Origin of the sequence: Erythrobacter sp. NAP1 (genome assembly GCF_000152865.1) — a bacterium.
In the GTDB taxonomy this organism is placed as follows: Bacteria; Pseudomonadota; Alphaproteobacteria; order Sphingomonadales; family Sphingomonadaceae; genus Erythrobacter.
In genome coordinates, this window is the sequence record NZ_CH672390.1 from 319,223 (window position 1) to 341,322 (window position 22,100).

A 22,100-nucleotide genomic window follows, 5' to 3' on the forward strand; every position below is an offset into this window, starting at 1 on the left:
GGCTTACCGGGCGCATGTCGCGTGTCAATCAATCCTTGAGATCACCCGGCACGACGCCGCCGGCAAGCGCGATCTTGTTCATCACCGCGCGGTGAAGCGCGATGTTCTGCTCTGCCGTGCCTGAATAATCGACCATGCCGAGTTCGGTCGCGAGCTCCTTGCGGTTTTCATAGCTCGGGTCGATCTTCACAAGCTTCATGAGATCGACGATCGAGGTCTGCCAATTGAGCTTGTCTGCGCCGGGAATGTTGCCAATGCGGTTTTCCACCTCGTCAAGCGTGATTGCGGCGCGCTCTTTGGGTCCGCTTGTCGCGGTTGGTTTGGTGTCCGGCCTGTCGACCGGCTTCTTGTCTTCTTCGTCGTCGCCGAAGATCGCGTTTTTGATCGAGCTGAAAATTCCCATGTTTCTCTCCGTTCTTACCGTCCGTTCGTCACGCTAAACGCTAGTCATCGCATGTGCCAGTGCTATGACAACGCCGCATAGTTTGGGAGCGAATTAAAAAGTGACTGTGGACCTCGTTCTGTCGATCGTGATGCTGGCAGCGATCCTGTTGTTGCTGGGCGCTTATGCCATGTGGAAGCGCACCGGCGAGGCGAAGCAGCCCGCGCTGATGGTGGTGCTTGCGATCGTGGCGATTGCGAATGTGCTGATCTGGACGATCCCCAATTCGGACGGCTCATCGCCGATGGGGAGCGCGCCGGAAGCGAGCGGGGCGGCTGAAGGGCGATAGGTCCAGCCGCCCGCCCATGTTTGCGTTATTGAGGAATTTCCCACGCAACCTGGTTTGAATATCGCCCCGCAACCGGCGCTCCATTGCTGTCGCGCGCCGGATTGAACTGAGCGCGGCGTTCAAGCAGGCGGCAGGTCGCCTCATCAAGCGCGGTGTGCCCTGTCGACCGCGTGATTGAGCAATCGGTCACTTTGCCGCTTGCATCGATGCTGAGCGTGAAGCCCGCGACGCCCGAATATCCGCGATTGATCCACGGGGTCCGGTAGTCGTTGTCGGTGATCCAGCGGCCCGGATTGCCGCGCGGCGCAGCGGCCACGGGATCGAAGCGAGGGGCAGGTGTGGGGATCACGAATTCATCGCCAATCCCGCCTGTGTTGATCTCGCCAAGTCCGGGGAGGCCTGTGATGGGGCCGCTCGTTTCGACGCCAAGGTCAATCGGTCCCGATGGTGGAAGCGGACGCGGGGCGGGTGTTTCGGGGGTGCGCGGGGTAGGGGCGTCGCTGGCAGGCGGAGCGTCCGGTTCAACGACCGGGTCGACCGGTTCGTCTATCGGCTCGATCGGGACGGTGACGCCCTTGAGGCCGGGGATCTCAACCGGCGGAACGACCGTGACCGCGAGGCCGAGCATCAACACCGCGCCGACGGCGGCAGGTATTCCAAGCGCGCCTAAAGCGGCTGCAGGGTTGGGGCGGTTTGCGGAGTTTGCATAACTCATGGGGACATCTCCTCTTCTTGTCGCGACGAGCGCTGCGGGGCGTTGCCGTTAGGGGCGGTTCACCTCGCAGAAGAAGAATGTTGCAACATAACATTTGCTTGGCAAGAACTATCGAGTTGCCAATTGCGACCTGTTCGCAATCGCAACCGATTGAGAAGTGGAGAAAATTTGCGCCACGACGCAACAATCGGTCGCGCTGCGTCGTCGCCACAGGCGTCGCAAGGGCGCCAAAAACTGATGGCGTCCGCCCGCAGCGGGTGCAGCTATGCTGCGCGTCTAGCGAGGACGAAGGTGCGGATGCGCCTTCGCCCAGAATACGCTCACTTGATCGGACAATCCGGCGAGAGGCGGAAGTCGAGGTAGTTGTCGACGCTCGCCATCATCTCTTCCATTTCATTCTCGAAGAAGTGGTTGGCGCGCGGGATCTCGTCGTGGTGGATCGTGATGTGCTTTTGCGTGCGCAGCTTGTCGACGAGCTTCTGGACGGCGGTCGGCTGGACCACCGTGTCGGCAGCGCCTTGCACGAAAATCCCGCTCGCAGGGCAGGGGGCCAGGAACGAGAAGTCGTACATATTCGCAGGCGGCGCGATCGAGATGAAGCCGCGCACTTCGGGGCGGCGCATCAAGAGCTGCATGCCGATCAGCGCACCGAATGAATAGCCAGCGACCCAGGTGGTCTGCGCTTCGGGGTGGATCGACTGCACCCAGTCGAGTGCGGATGCTGCGTCGGAAAGCTCACCGATACCATTATCGAACGAACCCTGGCTGCGACCCACGCCGCGAAAATTGAAACGTAGGACTGCAAAGCCGCGGTCGGCGAAGGTCTTGTAGAGCCGCTGAACGATCCGGTCGTTCATTGTGCCGCCGCCTTCTGGGTGGGGATGAAGGATCATTGCAACCGGTGCGCGCGGGCGGGGCGGAGGAGAGAAACGACCTTCGAGGCGGCCCTCGGGACCGGGAAAGATGACTGATGGCATCTGTAGAACCTTGTGAAATGGGTTGCGCTGACAACCGGCTGGCAGCAGCGAGGCTGCGCTCTATATACGAGTCGCAACCCATTGTGCAATTTATCGAGAATCGTTCTCATTAAGACCCGTATTTACCTCGACCACGCTGCCACTTCGCCCCTGCGCTCCGAAGCGCGTGCGGCGATGGAGGAGGGCTTTGCGCTGTGGGCGAACCCGTCCTCTCCCCATGCCGAAGGGCGCAAGGCGAAGCAGGCGCTTGAAGACGCGCGCGAGCGGATCAAGCGAGCGCTGGGCTGGGATGGGGAGGTGATCTTAACGAGCGGCGCGAGCGAAGCGCTTGCCCTCGCGCTAGGTCGATCAAAGGCAAAACGGACGGTGGTGAGCGCCATCGAGCACGATGCGGTGTTCCGTGCCGCGCCCGATGCGCAGATCTTCGACGAAGAAAAGCCGCTCGACAGCGAGACAATGCTTTGCGTCCAGCACGTCAATTCGGAAACGGGCACGATCAACCCCGTTTCGCAAATGGCCGAGACGGTGAGGCCGACCGGCGCGCTGATCCTCTCCGACTGCTCGCAGAGTGCGGGAAAGCTCGGATTGCCCGACGCTGACATGCTGGTGGTCTCGGCGCACAAATTCGGCGGGCCCATCGGAATCGGCGCGCTGCTGGTGCGCGAATTCAATCTGCTCGAGCCGATGGGCGGGCACGAGCGCGGATACCGGCAGGGGACCGAGAACCTTCCGGGAGCGATCGGCATGGCGGCAGCGCTCGAAGCGGGTGAGTGGGCAACCACCGCTGAGGAGCGCGCCACGTTTGCCAGAGGCTTTGGCGCGCACCGTCTGACCATCGGCGAAGCGGTCGATTACATCGTCGCACTCACGCACCCCACCATCTCCGCGCAGGCTCTCCTGATCCGCCTTGATGCCATGGGTTTCGCTGTCTCGGCCGGAAGCGCATGCTCATCGGGCACGCTCAAGAAAAGCCGCGTGCTCGACGCGTTCGGCGTCGCGGATGACGTCGCCTCGCGGACGATCCGAGTCAGCATCGGCTGGTCGACGACCGCTCAAGAGCTGGAACAATTTGCAGAAGCTTGGAGGTCGCTCTCGTGACGCTCAGCCAGTGGAAGGTCTATTTCAAACTCGGCCAGTTCGCATGGCTGATCCCCGTGATCGAGGTTTGGGTCAATGACACCGCGTGGAGCGGCCTCGCCGTTCTGGCCGCGCTGTTCTGGCCGCTGATCTCGCTGCGCTGCATGAATTGCGGGCTTTCGGGTTTCAATCACAAGATTTCGGCCCATTTCCGGGGAGTGGAAACGCTTCAGAACTGTCCGAATTGCTCTAAACCCATGGTGCCCAGCGCATGATCTATCTCGACTACCAGGCCACCACCCCCCTCGCGCCCGAAGCGCGCGATGCGATGATGCGGTGGCTCGACGGGCCGGACGGCATGGGATTCGGCAATCCGCATTCGCCGCACAAGCTGGGCAGGCAGGCCGCCGCCGCGATCGAGGCGGCGCGCGAGAAGGTGGCGGCGCTTTTCCCTCCGGGCGGACAGGTGATCTTCACCGGCGGCGCGACCGAGGCGCTGAACCTCGCGATCAGGGGAAGCGGCACTACGGGGTCCGTTTCGGTATCCGCCATCGAACACGCGGCGGTGAGCGACACAGCCGAGGCGATTGGCGCAAAACATGTCCTCAACGTCTCGAAAGAGGGGCAATGCAACACTGCGCAGGATGTGCCCAATGACGTGCGCCTGATCGCAGTGATGCAGGTCAACAACGAGATCGGGACGATCCAGCCTACGATCGACTGGCATCGCAAGGCGAAGGAGAACAATGCGCTCTTCCTGATCGACGCGGTGCAGGCCTACGGCAAGATCGAGGTGACGCAGGCCGACATGATCGCGGTCAGCGCGCACAAGTTCCACGGACCCAAGGGCGTGGGCGCCTTGTGGGTGAGGAACGGCATCGACCTGACAGCGCACCAGACCGGCGGCGGGCAGGAAGCGGGTCTTCGCTCAGGCACGCTCAGTCCGGCTCTGATCGCAGGGTTCGGTGCGGCGGCAGCGCTCGCCCAGGAGCGCATGGCCGAGGACGAGCATCACGTCGAAGAACTCTGGAACCGCGCCCGCGAGATCTTTGATGGCTGGGAGCTCAATGGGAGCGACACGGCTCGCTACAAGGGCAATCTCAACATCCGCAAGGACGGCCTCGACGTTGCCCGCCTGATGAGCGAGTGCCGCGACGTGATGTTTTCAGCCGGAAGCGCCTGCGCCAGCGGATCGGGCCGCCCGAGCCATGTGCTCAAGGCCATCGGGCTCAGCGACAAGCAGGCAAAATCCTCGATCCGGCTGGGCTGGGGGCGCTACACCACGCTCGAAGACATCGAGAAGGCGGCAAAGCAGATCAATGCAGCGGCAAAGGAGCAGGATAAGTGGGGCTGAAAGTCACCTTCATCGACCCGCGCGGCAATGCGGTAGCCTGTGAGGCGAAGGTAGGCGACAATCTGCTCAAGGTCGGACAGGCAGCCGGACTCCCGCTCGAAGGGACGTGCGAGGGCCAGATGGCCTGCTCGACCTGTCACGTAATCGTCGCCGCCGAGTGGTTCGAGAAGCTCGCCGAAGCTTCCGAAGAGGAAGAGGACATGCTCGACTTCGCCGCCGGCGCCCGGCGCACCTCGCGCCTGTCCTGCCAGATCGACCTTACGCCGGCGCTCGATGGGCTGACGGTCAGCGTGCCTGGCGAAAGCCACGACGCGAGGCGGATGTAGGCGTGCGATGAGCCTGCCAAACCACTTTCCTGCGGAGATCGCGCGGCACTATGATCGCGATCACTGCAACCAGTCGGCGGCGGAGATGGAAAGAATCGTCGCTTTTCTCAGAGAGCTTGCATTCGATGATACAGCTCTGGAGTTCGCGGCCGGAACGGGGCGCATCTCGATCCCGCTAGCGCAGGCCGGGATCAAGGTCAGTGGAATCGAACTTTCTTCAGCCATGTGCGCACAACTTCAGAGCAAGCCCGGTGGCGATGCCATCACGCTGGTTCAGGGAGACATGGCGACCAAGAGGATCGAAGGCGAGTTTTCGCTGGTCTTTCTCGTTTTCAACACATTGTCGAATCTTACGAGCTTTGAGGCTCAATCCGCCTGTTTCACCAATGCCGCGAAGCATTTGGCGAAAGGGGGGCACTTCGTCGTCGAGAACGGCCTACCGCCCTACGCCAACATAAATACCAGAGAACGCTTGCGCGCCTTCGCTTGCACAGAAGAACACTGGGGTATCGACGAATACGATTTCGAGAATCAGCAAGGGATATCTCATCATCTGTGGCTTGATGCCAACGGTGTACGGAGGATGGCGCTTCCGTTTCGCTATATATCGCCTGAGGAATGCGACCGAATGGCCGCAGCGGCAGGAATGACGCTCACTGCGCGGTATGCCGACTGGACTCGCGCGGCTTATGACGCGGAGGCTGAAAAACACATTTCCGTCTGGCGAAAAGAGTAACTCGACATGAAAAACCCCGCCGCGCTTGGAGGGGCACGGCGGGGAGGGAGCCAGTGGTCGACCCCATGAAGGGGTGCGCCAAGGGCCGACCATAACTCCGCATTCCGAAAGGCGCGGCGTCAGGCCTTTGATTGTTTGGTCGGATCAGGCGTTTTCGAGAACGCGGTCAGCTTCGCTCGAAATCGTCGTTGCATCCATCAGCGCTTCGGTGAAGGCGGGGATGTCGTCCGGATTGCGGCTGGTGATGATGTTGCCATCGAACGCGACGCGGGTGTCGATCACTTCACCGCCTGCATTTTCGAGGTCGGTGCGGATCGAGGGCCAGCCGGTGACGGTCTTGCCGTCGACAAGGTCGGCTTCGATCAGGAGCCACGGTGCGTGGCAGATCGCTGCGATTGGCTTGCCCGCATTGTCAAATTCCTTGATCAGGTTGATCACCGACTCTTCCATGCGAAGGATGTCGGGGTTCATCTGGCCGCCCGGCAGAAGCAGTGCGTGATAGTCGCCAACGCTCACTTCATCGATGGTCAGGTCGACGGGCACACTTTCGCCCCAGTCGCCATCTTCCCAGCCCTTGATCTCGCCATCTTCGAGGCTGGCGACGATGGTTTCGGCGCCCGCTTCTTCGAGCATCTGTTTGGGCTGCATAAGTTCGGATTGTTCGAAGCCGTCGGTTGCGACGATAAGAACGCGTTTCATCTTTGTATCCCTTCGTTTGATGAGTTGCTGTACATCTGGGCTACAAAGAGGAGGCGGATAGCGTTCCAAATCCGCCGTCTGGCTGTGCGTGAGCCGGGACCAGCTGCAAATCCAAGTTTCCCTGTGGAAACGCCTCTCCACCCACCGGCAAGGCGTTGCTAAGCGGGTGGGATGGCTGAACCCACGACTACCGATGATTCTGATGAATTCGACACAATCGTCGATGCACCCTTCGATGCCGCCTTGTCCGAGCGTTACCTTGTCTATGCGCTCTCCACGATCACGGCGCGCTCGCTACCGGACCTGCGTGATGGGCTGAAGCCGGTTCACCGGCGGCTGCTGTGGACCATGCGCCAGCTGAAGCTCGATCCGTCGAGCGGGTTCAAGAAGTCCGCGCGCGTCGTTGGTGAGGTGATCGGTAAGTATCACCCGCATGGCGACACCGCCGCCTATGACGCGATGGTGCGCCTCGCTCAGATTTCTCGCTTCGCTATCCGCTGGTCGAGGGGCAGGGCAATTTCGGCAATATCGATGGCGATAACGCCGCCGCCTATCGCTACACCGAGGCGCGCTGACCAAGACCGCGATCCAGCTGATGGAAGGGCTGGATGCGGGCACGGTCGATTTCATCCCGACCTATAACGGCGAAGAGGAAGAGCCCGAGCTGATGCCCGGACTGTTCCCCAACCTGCTCGGCAACGGTGCGAGCGGGATCGCGGTGGGCATGGCGACCAACATCCCCTCGCACAACGTGGCCGAAGTGATCGACGCGACGCTTGAGCTGATCGACAATCCGCATGTCGAGCATGAGCGGCTGATGGAGTTGATGCCGGGGCCCGATTTTGCGACAGGCGGCCAACTGGTCGACAGCGCGGAAGTGCTGTCCGAGGCCTATCGCACAGGTCGCGGCAGCTTCCGCTTGCGCGGCGTCTTCCACGCACCCGAAGCCGAAAAAACGGAGGACATCGAAGCGGGTATCGAGCGGCTGGGCGGCGGCCAGTGGCAGCTCGTCATCTCCGAAATCCCGTACCAGGTTGCCAAGGGCAAGCTGATCGAACAGATCGCGCAGGCGATCGCCGACAAGAAGCTGCCGATCCTCGAAGATGTGCGCGATGAAAGCGATGAGAGCATCCGCATCGTGCTCGTCCCGCGCAGCCGCAATGTCGATCCGGATCTGCTCAAGGAATCGATCTTCAAGCTGACCGACATGGAGACCCGCTTCGGGCTCAACATGAACGTGCTCGACGCGACCCGCACGCCGATGGTCATGGGGCTGAAAGAACTGCTCCAGAATTGGACCGCCGCGCAGATTGAGATTCTCCAGCGCCGCACCCGCTACCGGCTCGGCCAGATTGAACGGCGGCTGGAGCTGGTCGACGGCTACATTGTCGCCTTCCTCAACCTCGACCGGGTGATCGAAATCATCCGATACGAGGACGAGCCCAAGGCCGTGATGATGGCCGAGTTCAGCCTCACCGACCGTCAGGCCGAGGCGATCCTCAACATGCGGCTGCGTTCTTTGCGCAAGCTTGAGGAAATGGAGCTCAAGCAGGAAAAGAGCGAACTGCTGGCTGAGCAGGAAGAGCTGAACAAGCTTCTCGAAAGCCCGGCGCGCCAGCGCACGCGGTTGAAGAAGGACCTGCGCGCGCTTCGCAAGGACTACGCCGAAGACACCGCGCTCGGCGCACGCCGCACGCGGATCGAGGAGGCCGCGCCTGCGGTCGAATTCAGCATGGACGCGATGATCGAGAAGGAGCCGGTGACGGTGATCCTCTCGCAAAAGGGCTGGATCCGCGCGGCCAAGGGTCACGTCGATCTCGCGCAGGAGTTCAAATACAAGGAAGGCGACGCGCTCGCTTTCATCCTCCACGCGCAGACCACCGACAAGCTGCTGATCGCGGGCAGCGACGGGCGTTTCTACACGCTGGGCGCGGACAAGTTGCCCGGCGCGCGCGGATTTGGCGAACCGGTTCGCACCATGATCGACCTGCCTGCCGAAACGCAGATCGCTGCGATGATGGTGCACAAGGAAGGGGGCAAGCTTCTGCTCGCTTCCAGCATCGGCAAGGGCTTTATCGCCGAGACCAAGGAACTGCTGGCCGAAACCAAGAAAGGCAAGCAGGTCGTCAACCTCAAGGGCGATGCCAAGCTGCAGGTGATCCGCGAAGTCCCCGAGAACCATGACCACGTCGCGGCAGTGGGCGAGAACCGCAAGCTGATCGTCTTCAATCTTGAGGAAATGCCTGTCATGGCACGCGGGCAGGGCGTGATGCTGCAACGCTACCGCGATGGCGGGCTGTCGGATGCGACGACCTTCGTGCTCGAGGATGGCCTCAGCTGGCAGATGGGCGGATCGGGCGAACGCACCCGAACCGAGAATGACATCTGGCAATGGAAAGTTGCGAGGGGGGCAGCCGGGCGCCTGCCGCCGCAAGGGTTCCCGAAGAACAATCGATTCGGTTGAGCTCAACCGTCATTGCGAGCGCCCGCAGGGCGCGCGGCAATCCATGGAAAGAGCATCTGAACTCGCGAGGGTTCGATAGGTTGCGCCATGGATTGCTTCGTCGCTGACGCTCCTCGCAATGACGAGTAGGAGTTGGGGGGTAATAGCCACCACCCAAACAAAAACCGCGGTCACCATCCCCGATGACCGCGGTTCTTGAGAGACCCTCTTGCGAAGGCCCTTGCAATTTCAAGTGAGCGTTACTCGCTCGCGCCTGCTGCGGCTTCGCCTTCAGCGGTCGCTGCCATTTCGGCTTCCTTGGCCGCGGCCTGTGCCGGGGTCAGGATTTCGGCGCCTTCGGGAACGGCAGTGGTGTTCGCGGTCAGCTGCTCCATCGAATACAGAGCCATCAGCTGGCCGTTCGCGTCCGCTGCGAAAGCTTCGCGGGTCAGCGTGACGATGCCGCCGTCATTCTTGACGATGACGGTGTCTTCGCTGTCGACGGTGTAGATCACGCCTGCGGGCATACCGTCTGCACTCATGACCATCGCGCCTTCGACGAGAGCGGCGTCACGCGCTGCATTCGCCTGGGCGACCTGCTGGTCCATCATGCCGTCGATCTGTGCCTTGGTGGCGTTGACGGTCCACTTGCCTTCGCGCTCGGCGAGGAGGTTTGCTGGCAGCGGAGCGGCGTGCTTGCCGGTGTTGACGGTGACGATGCCGTCGGCGTTGGCTTCGACGGTGCCGATGGGCGCGTCGTCATTGCCGTAAACGGTTGCGCCAACGTCTTGCGCATTTGCCGCGATCGGGGTCACAGCCATGGCGGTGGCCAGGACAGCCAGCTTTGCAAACTTCATAATTGATAACTCTCCAGTTACTGTATTCCTCGGATGGCCGCCGTGTGATGAGAGGGCAGCGCGCGCGTGAAGAACTTTGCGAACATTCCGCCCGGAGGCGGCGCACATGCCAATTGGCAGTCCTACAGCGATGGAAGCGCGCACAACCGAAAACGGCCGAGACGCGGTGCGGTTCCCTAATGGCACGGAGCCAAAATGACAAGTCGGTGACTTGGACTCCCGTGTAGGGAAGGCCGACTGAAGCTCACCTTAACGTAAAGGTCAGGCAGAAAATCCAGAGCGTTCAAGCTCTTCACAGAGCAGCTCTTCGACGCGGGCTTCGCTTGGGAAACCTTCGCTGACCCATCGCTTCTCGACGAGTTGAAGGATACGCGCGACGTCTGGTCCCGCCGCAACACCGCGCGCAACGATCGCGCCGCCCTTCAATGGGAAGGTCGGAGCTTGCCAGCCGGCTATCGCGGCGGCGTCCTCACCCAGCAGCAGCAGGCGGTCGATCGCAAAGGCGTTACCAAGCTCGTAGGCGAGCACCCTTGGGTTGCTGACATCGTGGCCGAGCCTTTCGGACGCGGAGACCAGCTGCGCGCGCTGGGCCTTGGAAAGACGCAGTCGAGCCGCCACACCTTCAGCCACATCGGGCGAGGGCGGCAGCAGCGTGGCGAGGCGGCGGATCGGGTCGGGGGCAAAACCTTGCTCTGCCTCGCGCTCGATCAACTCGCGCAATTGCTCGACATGGCGAAGCGCGGTTTCGGGCAGGATCACGCGCAGCACCGCGCGGTCGAACATGCGCTCTATCGTTGCGCCGGGATCGGGCAGCGAGAGCAGCTTGAGCAGTTCATCGGCCACCCGCTCGCGGCTGAGGCCCTTGAGCGTGGCCGACAGTTCGGAGCAGGCGTCTTCGGCTTCCGGGTCAAGCTCGGCCCCAAAGCGCGCCTGGAAACGGTAGTAGCGAAGAATCCGCAGGTGATCCTCGGCAATGCGCTGGCGGGCATCGCCGATGAAACGCACGCGCCGTTTGGCCAGATCGTCGAGCCCGCCAAAATAGTCCGAGACCTCGAGCGTTTCGGGATGCGCATAAAGCGCGTTGATGGTGAAATCGCGGCGCGCGGCATCCTCGCGCCATTCGGTGGCGAATGCGACGGTCGCGCGCCTCCCGTCGGTCGCGACATCGCGGCGCAGCGTGGTGACTTCGACCGGCCCGTCTTTGAGGATCGCGGTGACGGTGCCATGCTCGATGCCCGTGGGAACGGTTCGGATCCCAGCGTCGGCGCAAAGGTCGATCACCTGATCGGGCGTGTGCGTGGTCGCGCAATCGACGTCGTGCACGGCAACGCCAAGCAGCGTATCGCGCACCGCGCCGCCGACCCAGCGGATATGCTGAGCGCCCAGCGCTGTGGTCAGCGCGGTAAGGCCATCGCGGCGGGGCCAGTCGGCGTTTTGAAGCGGGTTGGTCACGGCTTTGTCCGCTAATCCAAGAAACTGGTTAAAGACAAGCGCTGCAATGCTCTCGCGATCACCGCAAGCGCGATGCGTCGATGCGTTTAGAGAGGTTCATGATGATCGCGGCGGTGACGCCCCAGATGCGAAAGCCCTCGTAATCCATCTCCAGATAGCGCCGCGTGCGCCCGCGCCAGAAGACCTCGTTCGCGGTCCAGCTGTCGGCATCGAGCAGCAGGTCGAGCGGCGCTTCGAACCACGCGGCGACTTCGCTGGGGCTGGGTTCGAGCGGCAAGTCAGGCGGCACCACGCCCACGACCGGGGTGATGTCGAACCCGGTTCCGGTCTGGTAGAGATCAGTCGTCCCGATCAGGCTTACTTCGCTGCGTGGCAGGGCGAGTTCCTCTTCCGCCTCGCGCAAGGCAGCGGTCACGGCGTCTTCGCCCGCATCGACCTTGCCGCCGGGAAAGGCGACCTGGCCGGGATGATCGCGCATGTCATTGGGGCGCTGGGTGAGAAGCACTCCGGGACGTTCACGTTCGGTAATAGCGATCAGCACTGCCGCCGGGGTCTGGCGCTCGGCCTGTGCGAAGGCGGAGTCGGTCAGGAGGCCATCGACTTTACGCGAATGGCCTTCCTCGAACAAACCTGACAGCGTGTTGAAGAGTGCGCTCAAACGCTTCAGCCCCTCAGCGAGAAAAGCGCGCCCTGGCTTGAGACGATCCAGTCGTCTCCGCCGGTCTCAAGCGCGATCTCAGCCAGCTGGGTGTAGGTCGAGCGGTTGAGCCGCGCCTCGCATCCGCGCCGGGCGTGGAGATAGATGGCGGGCGTGTCAGGATCGCCAGCGACGCGCAGCGCATGGTCGGGGCCTGCGATCACGAGGTCGTCGGTGTTGAGCCGGAAGGCGAGGTCGCCCTCGGTCCGGGTGCAATCGACCGCGATGAAGGCGGCGTCCTCGACCTCGATAGTGAGCTTTTCAAACGGGGTGACGAGCCAGTGCTGGCCGCTCTCATCGCGGGTGAGCAAGCCGGAGAAGGCGCGCACCATGGCAGGCCGGCGAATAGGGTCGCCTTCGTGGTACCATGTGCCATCGGCAGCGATGCGCATCTGGCTGTCGCCCGATTTCTGCGGCGCCCAGCCTTCGACCGGCGGCAGCTTTCGCTGCGCCACCTGCTCGGCGATTTGGGCAAGGGTGAGTTCGGCGAGATAGGGAGGGGGTTCGTAAGGCATCGCAGCGTGCGATGGCAGATCAGCACAGCGTAGTGAAGAGGTGTTTGTTACCGCACTCGCATCCGCGCTCTTTCACTTACCCCACGGCCCCAGCATCCCCTCGGCTGGCATCGCGCTCAGCGCTGCGCCGCGGGCGAGCAGGCGCTCGGCTTCGTAAGGGCCGGGGCATTTCCAGCCGCCGGTCGCCGCCGCGCTGAAACCGAAACGTCCGTAATATTCCGCATCGCCAATCAGGACCTGCGCCAGCGGCGGCGCTCCATCGGCGGCCATGCGGCGCTCGGCATCGAGCATTGCGGTCATAAGCCCGACGCCAAATCCTTCGCCCTGTCTTTCGGGAACGACAGCAACCGGCCCCACCATCACGAGCGGCACCGGGCGACCTTCGCGGTCATGCAGTGCGACCGGCCAGCACTGGATCGTCGCGACCAGCATGTCGTCGGCGTCGAGCGCGGCAAAGCTCAGCGCCTCGAGCCAGTTCATGCCTGCACGAATACGATAGGCGGTGCGCGCATGGCGATCCTCACCGAAAACACGGTCCAGCAATTGCTCGACCATAACCGGTTCGACCGCGCTCAGCGGAATCAGGGTTGCCGTGTCGTTGCTCATCGAGCGGCGCGATTACTCGCTGTGTCTGAGGCCTGCAACTGGGCGGGCTCTCACATGCTGACCTTCATCACCTTGCCCTGATCGGTTGCCAGCCAGATCGAGCCGTCGGGAGCCTCGTCGATAGAGCGCACGCGGCCGTCGATGTCGATTCGCTCTGCTTCGGTCGCGCCGCCATCGCCCGTCAGTTCGACGCGCACGATGGCGTTGCTCGACAGGCCTGCAATCAGCGCATCGCCGTTCCAGTCGGCGAACATGTCTCCGGTGTAGAAGATCATGTCGCCCGGCGCGATCACCGGCGTCCAGTGGACCGCGGGCTTGGTGAAGCCGTCGTCGGGCGAGTGGTCGGTGATCGGGTCGCCGTTATAGTGATTGCCGTAGGAACGCGTGGGCCAGCCGTAATTGGCGCCCTCTGCGACGAGGTTGAACTCATCCCCGCCAGCCGGACCGTGCTCGACATCCCAGAGGCGACCTTGTGCATCCCAGTCCATGCCAAGGATGTTGCGGTGGCCGTAGGACCAGATTTCTGCCGTGACGCCGCCCCGGTCGGCGAATGGATTGCCTTGGGCAGGCGTGCCGTCGAGGTTGAGGCGTACAATGGTGCCGAGCGTGTTGGTGAGATCCTGCGCAGGGGTCAGCTTTTGACGGTCGCCGCTTGCGACATACATATACTGCTCATCGGGCGAGAAGGAGATGCGGTGCGAATAGTGACCGCGCCCAGTGACCTTGGGCGCCTGACGCCAGATCACTTCGAGGCCTTCGATGTTGCACGCGGTGTTACCGCTGTCGCAGGCAAGGTTGCCGCGTCCCACTACCGCGCCGCGCGTATCGCCATCTTCGCCGAATTCCGCCCAACTGAGATAGATTGTGCGCGGACCAGCGGAACCGGCCTCGCTCGGCAGGAAGGCGACATCGCCGAACCCGCCTTGACCGCCAAAGGCCACTTCGGGAGCGCCGCCAACTTCGATCATCGAGCCGTTGGACGTGTCCATCAGCATCAGACCGCCTTCCTTGATCGTTATCGCCAGCATGGAAGTGCCGGGCATGAATTCGATCGCCCACGGCTGCTCGATCGTCGCCATTTCGCTGATCGACATCGCTGCGCCGCTTGCCGTGGCGGTGCTTTCCACGCTTTCCGCCTGCGCGCAGCTTGCGAGCGCGAGAGCGCTGAGCGAAAATCCGGCGGTCATCTGAGCAAAGGTCTTCATGGTTAAATCTCTCAATCAGGCGTCTGATAGCCGGTCCATCATCATAGGGGTCGACGAGGCCGGGCGTGGGCCGCTTGCAGGACCGGTGGTCGCCGCTGCGGTTGTGCTGGGGGAGGGACTACCCGCAGGGATCGGGGATTCCAAGAAATTATCCGCCAAGCGGCGCGCCGCGCTCGACGAGGAACTGCGCGCCTGCTGCAAATGGGCTGTCGCGGTGGTCGAGGCCGACGAGATCGACCGGCTCAACATCTTCCAGGCGACCATGGAGGCGATGACGCGCTGCGTGCGCGATCTGGCCGCGCAGTTGCCCGGCTCTCCCGACATTGTCCTGATCGACGGCAACCAGACGCCCGAGCGACGGTGTGCCGAATGGCGCTGGCCTGCGCGCGCTATCGTGGGCGGCGACGGGATCGAGCCCAGCATCGGCGCTGCCTCCATTATCGCGAAGGAATGGCGCGACCGGATGATGATCGCGGCCGCGCGCGCGCATCCGGCCTATGGGTGGGAGCGCAACAAGGGCTATGGAACCAAGGAACATATGGAGGCGTTACGCCTGCATGGTCCTACAAGTCTGCACCGCCAGAGCTTTGCGCCCGTTGCGCAAGCATCGCTTCTTTGATCGTGGTTGTGATCGCGAGCCGCTGGCCCTAGGCCCCGCTGCATGACTGAAGCGATCCTGTTGAGCGTCGCGGGGCTGGTCGGCCTTGCGATTGGCGGTGAACTCCTCGTGCGCGGCTCTGTAGGGATCGCGGAGAAGCTTGGCGTTTCGACCTTGTTTACAGGGCTCGTGATCGTCGGCTTCGCGACCTCGATGCCTGAAATGGTGGCGAGCGTTCAGGCGAGTCTTGCTGGCTCTCCCGAGATTGCCTGGGGCAATATCGTCGGTTCGAACCTCGCGAACACGCTGCTGATCCTTGGCGTTTCGGCGCTGGTCATGCCGATTGCGCTGATCGGAACCGGACGGCGCGATGCGGTTGTGGCGCTGGGCGTGACGCTGCTCTTGTGGGCGCTTGCGTGGTCGCAGCTTGGTGCGCGGTGGATCGGCTTTGCCCTTCTTGCCGGGATCCTCGTCTACATCGTTTGGCGCTATCGCCATCCAGGGGCAGCCTCGATCGAGGAGGAGGACTCTTCGGACAAGCCGACCGGCATCGTTGTTGCCTCAGCACTGTTCCTTGTCGGGCTCGGCATTCTGGTGGCGGGGGGCAACGCTCTGGTGACGGGCGCGATTTCGCTAGCAACGATCTTCAAGGTGCCTGAGACGGTGATCGGCCTGACCGTGGTGGCAATCGGAACATCGCTCCCGGAACTGGCGGCATCGATCGCAGCGGCGCTGCGCGGCAAGTCGGGGCTGGCGATCGGAAACGTGCTCGGCTCGAACATCTACAACATCCTGCTGATCGGCGGTGCGACAATGAGCATCGCGCCTTTCGCGCTGCCTCAGGAGCTTGTCGGGCTGCAGATGGCATTGCTGACCGCGAGTGCGGTGGGTCTGCTCGCCGTGCTTTGGTTCTTCAAGAGCATCGGGCGTGTGCTTGGCGCCGTGCTCCTCATTGCCTTTGCAGCAAATACGGCTCTGCTGTTCGGCGCGCCTGATTCGGCAGCCTCCGATGAAATCGAAATTGAGGCGGCAGCCGAGTCTTTGGGGTAACACCCCCTTGATCTGGAGTCCGCGCTCACAAGCGGGACTCAACATCTTGTGCCGGTCTCGTTTCGTTCTGCCCGTGCCTGCGAGCGTTTACCAAGCATTAACCATAAGTCCTCAGAATCTCAGCGCTTGACGCGGAGTCCGCGAGGACTCATGCCTGTGGATAAGTTTGGCGAACACTATCACTTGAAGGCAGAACAATGGGCGTGATGGAAAAACAGAAGCTGCGCGCGGCGGGCTCTCAAAGAGTCGCAGATGACGTGCGCAAGTCCTTGCCATTGGGCCAGATTCTCGATGGTGACTGCATCGAGGCAATGCGTTCGCTGCCCGACAATTCGGTCGACTGCGTGTTCGCCGATCCACCTTACAACCTGCAACTGGGCGGCGATCTCAATCGCCCCGACGGCAGCGAAGTTGATGCCGTGACCGACCATTGGGACCAGTTCGACAGCTTCCGAGCCTATGACGATTTCACCCGCGAATGGCTGACCGAAGCGCGCCGTGTGCTGAAGCCCGATGGCTCGCTGTGGGTCATCGGCAGCTATCACAACATCTTCCGCTGCGGTGCCATCCTGCAGGATCTGGGCTTCTGGATCCTCAACGACATCGTGTGGCGCAAGACCAATCCGATGCCCAATTTCAAGGGCACGCGCTTCACCAATGCGCACGAAACGCTGATCTGGGCGAGCCAGGGGGAAAAGGCGCGCTACCACTTCAATTACCGGGCGATGAAGACGCTCAATGACGAGCTTCAGATGCGTTCAGACTGGGTGCTGCCGATCTGTTCGGGCGGGGAGCGCCTGAAGGAAAACGGCAAGAAAGCCCACCCGACGCAAAAGCCCGAGGCGCTGCTTTACCGCGTGCTGCTCGCGACGACAGAGAAGGGCGACGTTGTGCTAGACCCATTCTTCGGCACCGGCACCACCGGCGCGGTTGCCAAGCGTCTGGGCCGCGAGTGGATCGGATGCGAGCGTGAGGAATTCTACCGCGGCGTTGCGATGAAGCGGATCGAGAAAGAGCTTCCTCTCGATGAAAGCGCGCTCACCACGATGCAATCCAAGAAAGCCGCCCCGCGTGTGGCCTTTGGTGCCGTGGTCGAAAACGGTCTCATCCCGCCGGGCACGCAGGTTTTCGACAAGAAGCGCCGCTGGGTAGCCACCGTGCGCGCCGACGGATCGCTCGATTGTGACGGAAAAGTCGGCTCGATCCACGGGCTCGGCAAGGAGTTGCAAGAGGCGCCCAGCTGCAATGGCTGGACCTTCTGGCACTACGAGAATGGTGGCGAGATCAAGCCGGTCGACGCTGCACGTGAACTCTACCGGCTGGCCAGCGAGGACTAACCCGCATCCGCGGCAGCCAGCACCGCCGTATCGAAGATCACATATTCCTCGACCGCCATGCCATCGCGCACGGTAAAGCGGTCGAAGCCGACATACTCGACGCGCTTTCCGTCGATCGGCACGCTCGTGCGCCAGTGGATGTAAAGCTGGTCGCCATTGCCCGCGCAGTCGAGCGGCGTGACTTCGAGGCCCTCCATCTGGTCGAGCAGTCCCTGCATCACCGCCTTGTATTCCTCACCGGTGAAGGTCCCCTGTCCTGAGAAATGGATCACTGCGTCCGGACCGATGATCTCTGCTACGCGCTCACCTGATGGATCGGCCCAGAACGACTGGAAGCGGCGGTAGAAGTCGGCGTGCTCTGCGCTGAGCCCAGCAGTCATCGTATTGGCCATGTCTCTCTCCGTGTGCAGCATGGAAATCGCTGCTTTTCGGAATTTATGTGCGCCTTGCACATAAAGCTGATCGAATGATCGACAGGACAGCCAATCTCCTCGGCGTCGTGGGTCTCGCAGTGGCCGACAGAATCGAGCAGGCGGCGCGCGAAATCCTCAACCACGCCGGCGAGACTCCGGCTGCGCTGGTGGTGATAGGATATGGCATGGGCCCTTCGAATGATGCGCTGCGCCGAACCCTCGGCCTTTCGCATTCAGGCACGGTGAGATTGACCGACCGGCTGGTCGCCGACGGGCTGGTCGAGCGGCGCAAGGGCGATGACAAGCGCGCCGTGGCCTTGTTCCTGACTGCCGAGGGTATGGCCGCACGCGAAAAATTGCTCGACGGGCGCATTGCGGCAATCACGCCTCTGCTCGAAGGGTTGGAGCGGGAGGACGTGGCGCAGCTTGATGGGCTGCTTCACCGGCTGCTCGCATCGCTCGAAACGAGCGATCTCGAACGCCGAACCCTGTGCCGCTTGTGCAAGGACAGCGTCTGCACGAACTGTCCGATCCCAGCCGATTTTCGCACCGAAACATGATCAAGTGAACCGGGCTCGGCCTGACTATCATCGACTGCCATAAACGCTTCGTCGATTGGTGCGACTGATTGTCGTTTGCACCGCACGGTTCACCGTATCGGTCGGAAACCATTCAGCTTTCTAACGCGTAAGCAGCGTGATCCCGCGCGCATCCCCCGTTCGTCGCGCTTGGGAGAAACGAAAGAGGAATGACATGAAAAACTCAATTAAATACGCAGCGCTCCCCCTTGCCGCGCTTGCCTTCGCCGCTGTCCCCGCAGCCGCTCAGTCCGAAGCTGGCCCCTATGTCGGTGTCAGTGGCGGCGTCAGCCTGCCGAGCGACAGTTCAAACGAAGGAGAGTTTGAAGCCGAAGTGCCCGCAACGGATGACTTTGGCTCGATCCCCAACGGAACCGACCTCGCCTGGGACACCGATTTCGACACCGGCTACACAATCAGTGGCCAGGTCGGTTACGCCTTCGAGAACGGTTTCCGCCTCGAAGCCGAAGCCGCCTATTCCGAATATGACGTAAGCGGCCACAGCGAATTGCTGGTTGGCGGTGCGAATATTGACGGCGTGGATTCGGCAGTTCTGACCCGCGGTGACGCGAGCGGCGCCAACCCGACCGTTGGCGAAGTGCTTGCCGACGGGCAGGGCGATGTCTCCAATTTCGGCCTGTTTGCCAACGTCTATTACGACATTCAGACCGGAAGCGGGTTCAAGCCCTATGTTGGCGCTGGCCTCGGCTATCAGTGGGTTGATGTCGACTATCGCCCCTCGGGCGTCGCAGTGGGCGAGGATGACGACAGCGGCTTTGCCTATCAGCTGATGGCAGGCGCAGGCTACGAAGTCAGCCCGGGTGTCGAGCTGTTCGGCCAGTACACGTTCCGCGACATGACCGAAGACGCTGAGATCCCGCTCACGCTGCTTCCGGCGACGCTTGAAGTCGAAAGCCAGCAGTCGCTTCTCACCGCAGGCGTCCGCGTGAAGTTCGGCGGCTAAACCAGACTGAAACGATAAGACCCGAAGGGCCGCGCAGAGATGCGTGGCCCTTTTCATATGAAGTCTGGGCAATTCGCGAAGCACACGGCTGTCCTACATCAAGCCTACGCGCTAAGGGCTTTGCCATGAGCTTCATGACGATAGCGCAGATGCCGGCAGCAGACGGCGGTGTGGCCAGGTCACACTGTGGCGATCAAGGGCCACGGTTTTGCGCCTCAAGGTCACGCATCGGGGGCTACAGTCACACTTTTTGGGGCGCAGGGTTACACTTTGCGGGTTTTGCCCCTGGACCGTGTAACATCCGGTCCACTTCTCACCTCAACACCACATTCGGAGCAGCCTTGTGAGCGCGTCTGTCTACGTCCAGCCCATCGGTCTCGTCAGCGGTCCGCAGGCCGAGGATGGCGCGGCGATCCGGCTGGCGGGCACGATGGCCTATGCCGCGCGCTTTGCGCTGATCGTGCGCGAGGGCGGGTCGGTGACGCATCGCCGGGTCTTCGGCGTTCGCGAGGCGGCGGAGGCGCTGGGCGAGCCCGGCGGTGAACTGGCATCTGAGGCCGAGCGCCAATGGGCGAACCTGCAACTGGTTCACGCACCGCTGCAGTTGGGAGAGCGCACGGTGCGCCTCGACCAGCCGCAGGTGATGGGCGTTCTCAATGTGACGCCTGACAGCTTCAGCGATGGCGGCGAGTTCCTCGAAAAGCCCGACGCAGGCCGCGCGCATGCCTTTGCAATGCTCGAAGCGGGCGCGGCGATCATCGACATTGGCGGCGAGAGCACGCGCCCTGGCGGCGCAGCGACATGGGAAGGCGACGAGATCGAGCGAGTGGTCCCGGCGGTCGAGTACTGCGCGAGCATGGGCGCCGCGATCAGCGTCGATACTAGGCGCGCCGGCGTGCTCGAAGCCGCGCTCGCAAAGGGAGCGCAGATGGCGAACGATGTCTCAGCCATGCGCTACGATCCGCGCATGACCGAGCTGGTTGCGGGCGCGGGATGCCCGGTGGTGCTGATGCACGCGCCGGGGACGGGCGACGACCTGCATGCCAAAGACACGCTGGACGGTGGTGACTATGGCGACGTCGTGAGCGAAGTGTTCGATACGCTCAAGTCAGTGCGCGCAGCCGCCATCGCGGGCGGCGTGGCGGAAGAGCGGATCATGCTCGACCCCGGCATCGGCTTCGGCAAGACCCTCGCGCACAATCTCGCGCTCTTGAACGCTTTGCCTCTGTTCCACGCGCTTGGCAGCCCGCTGCTCGTAGGCGTGAGCCGTAAGCGCATGATCGGTGCGCTCTCGAACGAGGAGCCCGCGCACAAGCGGCTCGGCGGGTCGATCGCGCTTGCCGTGAAAGCGATGGATGCAGGCGCGCACATGCTGCGCGTCCACGACGTTCCCGAAACGGTGCAGGCGCGCAATGTCTGGCGCGGAATGCGCGATGCGGCGCTCACCGACTTCACCCAATTGCCGCCGCTGTGATCGGCGCCTTGTAGCAATAGAGTCACGTTGGCGCGGCAAAGGCGCTGGCACACGAACAGGAGACACGACCCGATGCGCACCCCCATGCTTCTCACTCTCGGAACCGCCGCCGCCGCGCTTGCCACGGCGCCGCTGATGGCGGATGCGCATATGGAAGCCCACGAGCATTCAGCGCACAGCGAAATGCACGCTCACCACCACGGCGACGGGCATGTGCCGATGTATCCAGAGGATCTGCTGGCAGCCTACTACGACAAGCTCGAAAGCCGCATCGAGCTACCCGTTGCGCCCGCTGGCGTCACGCTGAGCGAGGACACGACGATCACGCGCCTCGCATTCGGAAGCTGCAACCACCAGCTGCGCCCGCAGGACATCTGGGGCGAGATCGCCGAGACCAATCCGCAGCTGTTCCTGTTCATCGGCGACAACAACTATGGCGACAACGGCTGGACCGGCGAGGCGACGCTGGAGACCTTGCGCGAGGCGTACCGGGTGCAGGCGAACACGCCAGAACTCACCGCCTTCCGCCAGCAGGTGCCCATGATGGCAACCTGGGACGACCACGATTACGGCATGAACGATGCAGGCGGCAGCTTCGCTTTCCGCGGCTGGGCCGAGACCATCTTCGAGACCTTTTGGGGATCGTCCGACGAGGTGAAGTCGCGCCCCGGCGTCTACGATTCGGCGATCTTCGGCGCGGAAGGCCAGCGAACGCAGGTAATCGTGCTCGACACGCGCTACTTCCGTTCCGACCTTGATCGCATGCCGTATTCGCTCGAACGTCCGCCGCTCGGGCCGTATGTGCCGAGCGACGATCCGGCAAAGACGATGCTGGGCGAGGAGCAGTGGAAGTGGCTTGAGCAAGAGCTCGCCAAGCCCGCCGACTTCCGCATCATCGCGTCATCCGTTCAGGTCATCACCGACGCGCATGACTATGAGAACTGGGAGAACCTGCCGCTTGAGCGCGAGAAGCTATATCGCATGCTCGCAGGTCGCGAAGAGAGCGGGATGGTGCTGCTGTCAGGCGACCGTCACGCGGGCGGCATCTACACTGATACACCCGCAGCCGCAGGCGGTGAGCAGATCTGGGAGCTGACCAGCTCCTCGCTCAACTACTCGTTCTCCTCGACCGAGCGGAACACCGCACGCGAACCCGATACGAAGCGCGTCACCGACTTCATCTCGGAAGAGAACTTCGGCCTCGTCGACATCGACTGGGAAGCGCGTACCTTCACCATGTCGATGCGCGGGAGCGAGGGCGAGGTGCGGGTGACCCGCACTGTCGGCTGGTAAGCG

24 protein-coding genes and 1 pseudogene are annotated in these 22,100 nt (G+C 62.6%); 14 read left to right on the plus strand and 11 right to left on the minus strand.

Features of this window, described 5'->3' with window-relative positions:
- Positions 1-28: 28 nt before the first annotated feature.
- The gene (locus NAP1_RS01395) at positions 29-403 is read right to left on the minus strand and encodes a DUF3597 domain-containing protein (protein ID WP_007163419.1); all 375 of its coding nucleotides are present in this window, start codon (positions 401-403) and stop codon (positions 29-31) included.
- 100 nt (positions 404-503) lie between these two features.
- On the opposite strand from NAP1_RS01395, the gene NAP1_RS01400 reads away from it, so the two are divergent.
- A complete protein-coding gene (locus tag NAP1_RS01400) occupies positions 504-731 on the plus strand; it encodes a hypothetical protein (protein ID WP_371169373.1) in 228 nt (75 codons plus the stop codon).
- Between the two features lie 25 nt (positions 732-756).
- Here the strand turns inward: NAP1_RS01400 and NAP1_RS01405 are convergent, their stop codons facing one another.
- Positions 757-1,446, minus strand: coding sequence for an energy transducer TonB (locus NAP1_RS01405; RefSeq protein ID WP_007163421.1), 690 nt, complete (start codon positions 1,444-1,446; stop codon positions 757-759).
- A gap of 320 nt (positions 1,447-1,766) precedes the next feature.
- Positions 1,767-2,423: an alpha/beta hydrolase gene (locus NAP1_RS01410; protein WP_007163422.1), complete on the minus strand. Its 657-nt coding sequence runs from the start codon at positions 2,421-2,423 to the stop codon at positions 1,767-1,769.
- Between the two features lie 174 nt (positions 2,424-2,597).
- On the opposite strand from NAP1_RS01410, the gene NAP1_RS01415 reads away from it, so the two are divergent.
- Genes NAP1_RS01415 through NAP1_RS01435 form a run of 5 tightly spaced genes read left to right on the plus strand, consistent with a single transcriptional unit; the run spans position 2,598 to position 5,916 of the window.
- The gene (locus NAP1_RS01415; RefSeq protein ID WP_007163423.1) at positions 2,598-3,521 is read left to right on the plus strand and encodes a cysteine desulfurase family protein; all 924 of its coding nucleotides are present in this window, start codon (positions 2,598-2,600) and stop codon (positions 3,519-3,521) included.
- Positions 3,518-3,775 (plus strand): hypothetical protein, encoded by a 258-nt coding sequence (locus NAP1_RS01420; RefSeq protein WP_156777166.1) that lies wholly within the window; start codon positions 3,518-3,520, stop codon positions 3,773-3,775. The genes NAP1_RS01415 and NAP1_RS01420 overlap by 4 nt, the downstream gene beginning before the upstream one ends.
- Positions 3,772-4,854, plus strand: coding sequence for a cysteine desulfurase family protein (locus NAP1_RS01425; protein WP_007163425.1), 1,083 nt, complete (start codon positions 3,772-3,774; stop codon positions 4,852-4,854). Before NAP1_RS01420 ends, NAP1_RS01425 begins: the two co-directional genes overlap by 4 nt.
- Positions 4,845-5,180, plus strand: coding sequence for a 2Fe-2S iron-sulfur cluster-binding protein (locus tag NAP1_RS01430; RefSeq protein WP_007163426.1), 336 nt, complete (start codon positions 4,845-4,847; stop codon positions 5,178-5,180). The genes NAP1_RS01425 and NAP1_RS01430 overlap by 10 nt, the downstream gene beginning before the upstream one ends.
- A gap of 7 nt (positions 5,181-5,187) precedes the next feature.
- Positions 5,188-5,916 (plus strand): class I SAM-dependent methyltransferase, encoded by a 729-nt coding sequence (locus tag NAP1_RS01435; protein ID WP_007163427.1) that lies wholly within the window; start codon positions 5,188-5,190, stop codon positions 5,914-5,916.
- A gap of 144 nt (positions 5,917-6,060) precedes the next feature.
- Here the strand turns inward: NAP1_RS01435 and NAP1_RS01440 are convergent, their stop codons facing one another.
- Complete coding sequence (locus NAP1_RS01440; RefSeq protein WP_007163428.1) at positions 6,061-6,615, minus strand: type 1 glutamine amidotransferase domain-containing protein; 555 nt, start codon at positions 6,613-6,615, stop codon at positions 6,061-6,063.
- A gap of 171 nt (positions 6,616-6,786) precedes the next feature.
- Between NAP1_RS01440 and parC the strand changes: the two are divergent.
- A pseudogene (gene parC, locus NAP1_RS01445) lies at positions 6,787-9,079 on the plus strand (DNA topoisomerase IV subunit A).
- A gap of 239 nt (positions 9,080-9,318) precedes the next feature.
- On the opposite strand, the gene NAP1_RS01450 reads toward parC, so the two are convergent.
- The 6 genes from NAP1_RS01450 to NAP1_RS01475 all read right to left on the minus strand — a co-directional run bounded on the left by NAP1_RS01450 (position 9,319) and on the right by NAP1_RS01475 (position 14,390).
- On the minus strand, positions 9,319-9,915 hold the full coding sequence (locus NAP1_RS01450; RefSeq protein ID WP_007163431.1) for a hypothetical protein: 597 nt from the start codon (positions 9,913-9,915) through the stop codon (positions 9,319-9,321).
- A 261-nt stretch (positions 9,916-10,176) separates the two neighbouring features.
- On the minus strand, positions 10,177-11,367 hold the full coding sequence (locus NAP1_RS01455) for a CCA tRNA nucleotidyltransferase (RefSeq protein ID WP_007163432.1): 1,191 nt from the start codon (positions 11,365-11,367) through the stop codon (positions 10,177-10,179).
- Positions 11,368-11,425: 58 nt separating this feature from the next.
- The gene (locus tag NAP1_RS01460) at positions 11,426-12,025 is read right to left on the minus strand and encodes a CoA pyrophosphatase (protein ID WP_007163433.1); all 600 of its coding nucleotides are present in this window, start codon (positions 12,023-12,025) and stop codon (positions 11,426-11,428) included.
- Positions 12,026-12,030: 5 nt separating this feature from the next.
- Entirely contained in the window at positions 12,031-12,579 is a 549-nt protein-coding gene (locus NAP1_RS01465; protein WP_007163434.1) for a DUF1285 domain-containing protein, read from the minus strand.
- Positions 12,580-12,651: 72 nt separating this feature from the next.
- On the minus strand, positions 12,652-13,185 hold the full coding sequence (locus NAP1_RS01470) for a GNAT family N-acetyltransferase (protein ID WP_007163435.1): 534 nt from the start codon (positions 13,183-13,185) through the stop codon (positions 12,652-12,654).
- A 50-nt stretch (positions 13,186-13,235) separates the two neighbouring features.
- Positions 13,236-14,390, minus strand: coding sequence for a PQQ-dependent sugar dehydrogenase (locus tag NAP1_RS01475; protein WP_007163436.1), 1,155 nt, complete (start codon positions 14,388-14,390; stop codon positions 13,236-13,238).
- On the opposite strand from NAP1_RS01475, the gene NAP1_RS01480 reads away from it, so the two are divergent.
- The 3 genes from NAP1_RS01480 to NAP1_RS01490 all read left to right on the plus strand — a co-directional run bounded on the left by NAP1_RS01480 (position 14,389) and on the right by NAP1_RS01490 (position 17,375).
- Positions 14,389-15,009, plus strand: coding sequence for a ribonuclease HII (locus NAP1_RS01480; protein WP_007163437.1), 621 nt, complete (start codon positions 14,389-14,391; stop codon positions 15,007-15,009). The genes NAP1_RS01475 and NAP1_RS01480 overlap by 2 nt on opposite strands.
- A gap of 42 nt (positions 15,010-15,051) precedes the next feature.
- Positions 15,052-16,038 carry a calcium/sodium antiporter gene (locus NAP1_RS01485; protein WP_007163438.1) on the plus strand — a complete coding sequence of 329 codons (987 nt, stop codon included), beginning with the start codon at positions 15,052-15,054 and terminating at the stop codon, positions 16,036-16,038.
- 197 nt (positions 16,039-16,235) lie between these two features.
- A complete protein-coding gene (locus tag NAP1_RS01490) occupies positions 16,236-17,375 on the plus strand; it encodes a site-specific DNA-methyltransferase (protein WP_007163439.1) in 1,140 nt (379 codons plus the stop codon).
- Here the strand turns inward: NAP1_RS01490 and NAP1_RS01495 are convergent.
- Complete coding sequence (locus tag NAP1_RS01495; RefSeq protein WP_007163440.1) at positions 17,372-17,767, minus strand: nuclear transport factor 2 family protein; 396 nt, start codon at positions 17,765-17,767, stop codon at positions 17,372-17,374. The genes NAP1_RS01490 and NAP1_RS01495 overlap by 4 nt on opposite strands.
- A gap of 74 nt (positions 17,768-17,841) precedes the next feature.
- Between NAP1_RS01495 and NAP1_RS01500 the strand changes: the two genes are divergently transcribed.
- The 4 genes from NAP1_RS01500 (at position 17,842) to NAP1_RS01515 (ending at position 22,097) form a co-directional block, all read left to right on the plus strand.
- Positions 17,842-18,348 carry a MarR family winged helix-turn-helix transcriptional regulator gene (locus tag NAP1_RS01500; protein ID WP_007163441.1) on the plus strand — a complete coding sequence of 169 codons (507 nt, stop codon included), beginning with the start codon at positions 17,842-17,844 and terminating at the stop codon, positions 18,346-18,348.
- Positions 18,349-18,541: 193 nt separating this feature from the next.
- Positions 18,542-19,330 carry an outer membrane protein gene (locus NAP1_RS01505; protein ID WP_007163442.1) on the plus strand — a complete coding sequence of 263 codons (789 nt, stop codon included), beginning with the start codon at positions 18,542-18,544 and terminating at the stop codon, positions 19,328-19,330.
- A 343-nt stretch (positions 19,331-19,673) separates the two neighbouring features.
- Positions 19,674-20,804: a dihydropteroate synthase gene (folP, locus tag NAP1_RS01510; protein WP_007163443.1), complete on the plus strand. Its 1,131-nt coding sequence runs from the start codon at positions 19,674-19,676 to the stop codon at positions 20,802-20,804.
- 72 nt (positions 20,805-20,876) lie between these two features.
- Positions 20,877-22,097 (plus strand): alkaline phosphatase D family protein, encoded by a 1,221-nt coding sequence (locus NAP1_RS01515; protein ID WP_007163444.1) that lies wholly within the window; start codon positions 20,877-20,879, stop codon positions 22,095-22,097.
- The last annotated feature ends 3 nt before the right edge of the window (positions 22,098-22,100 follow it).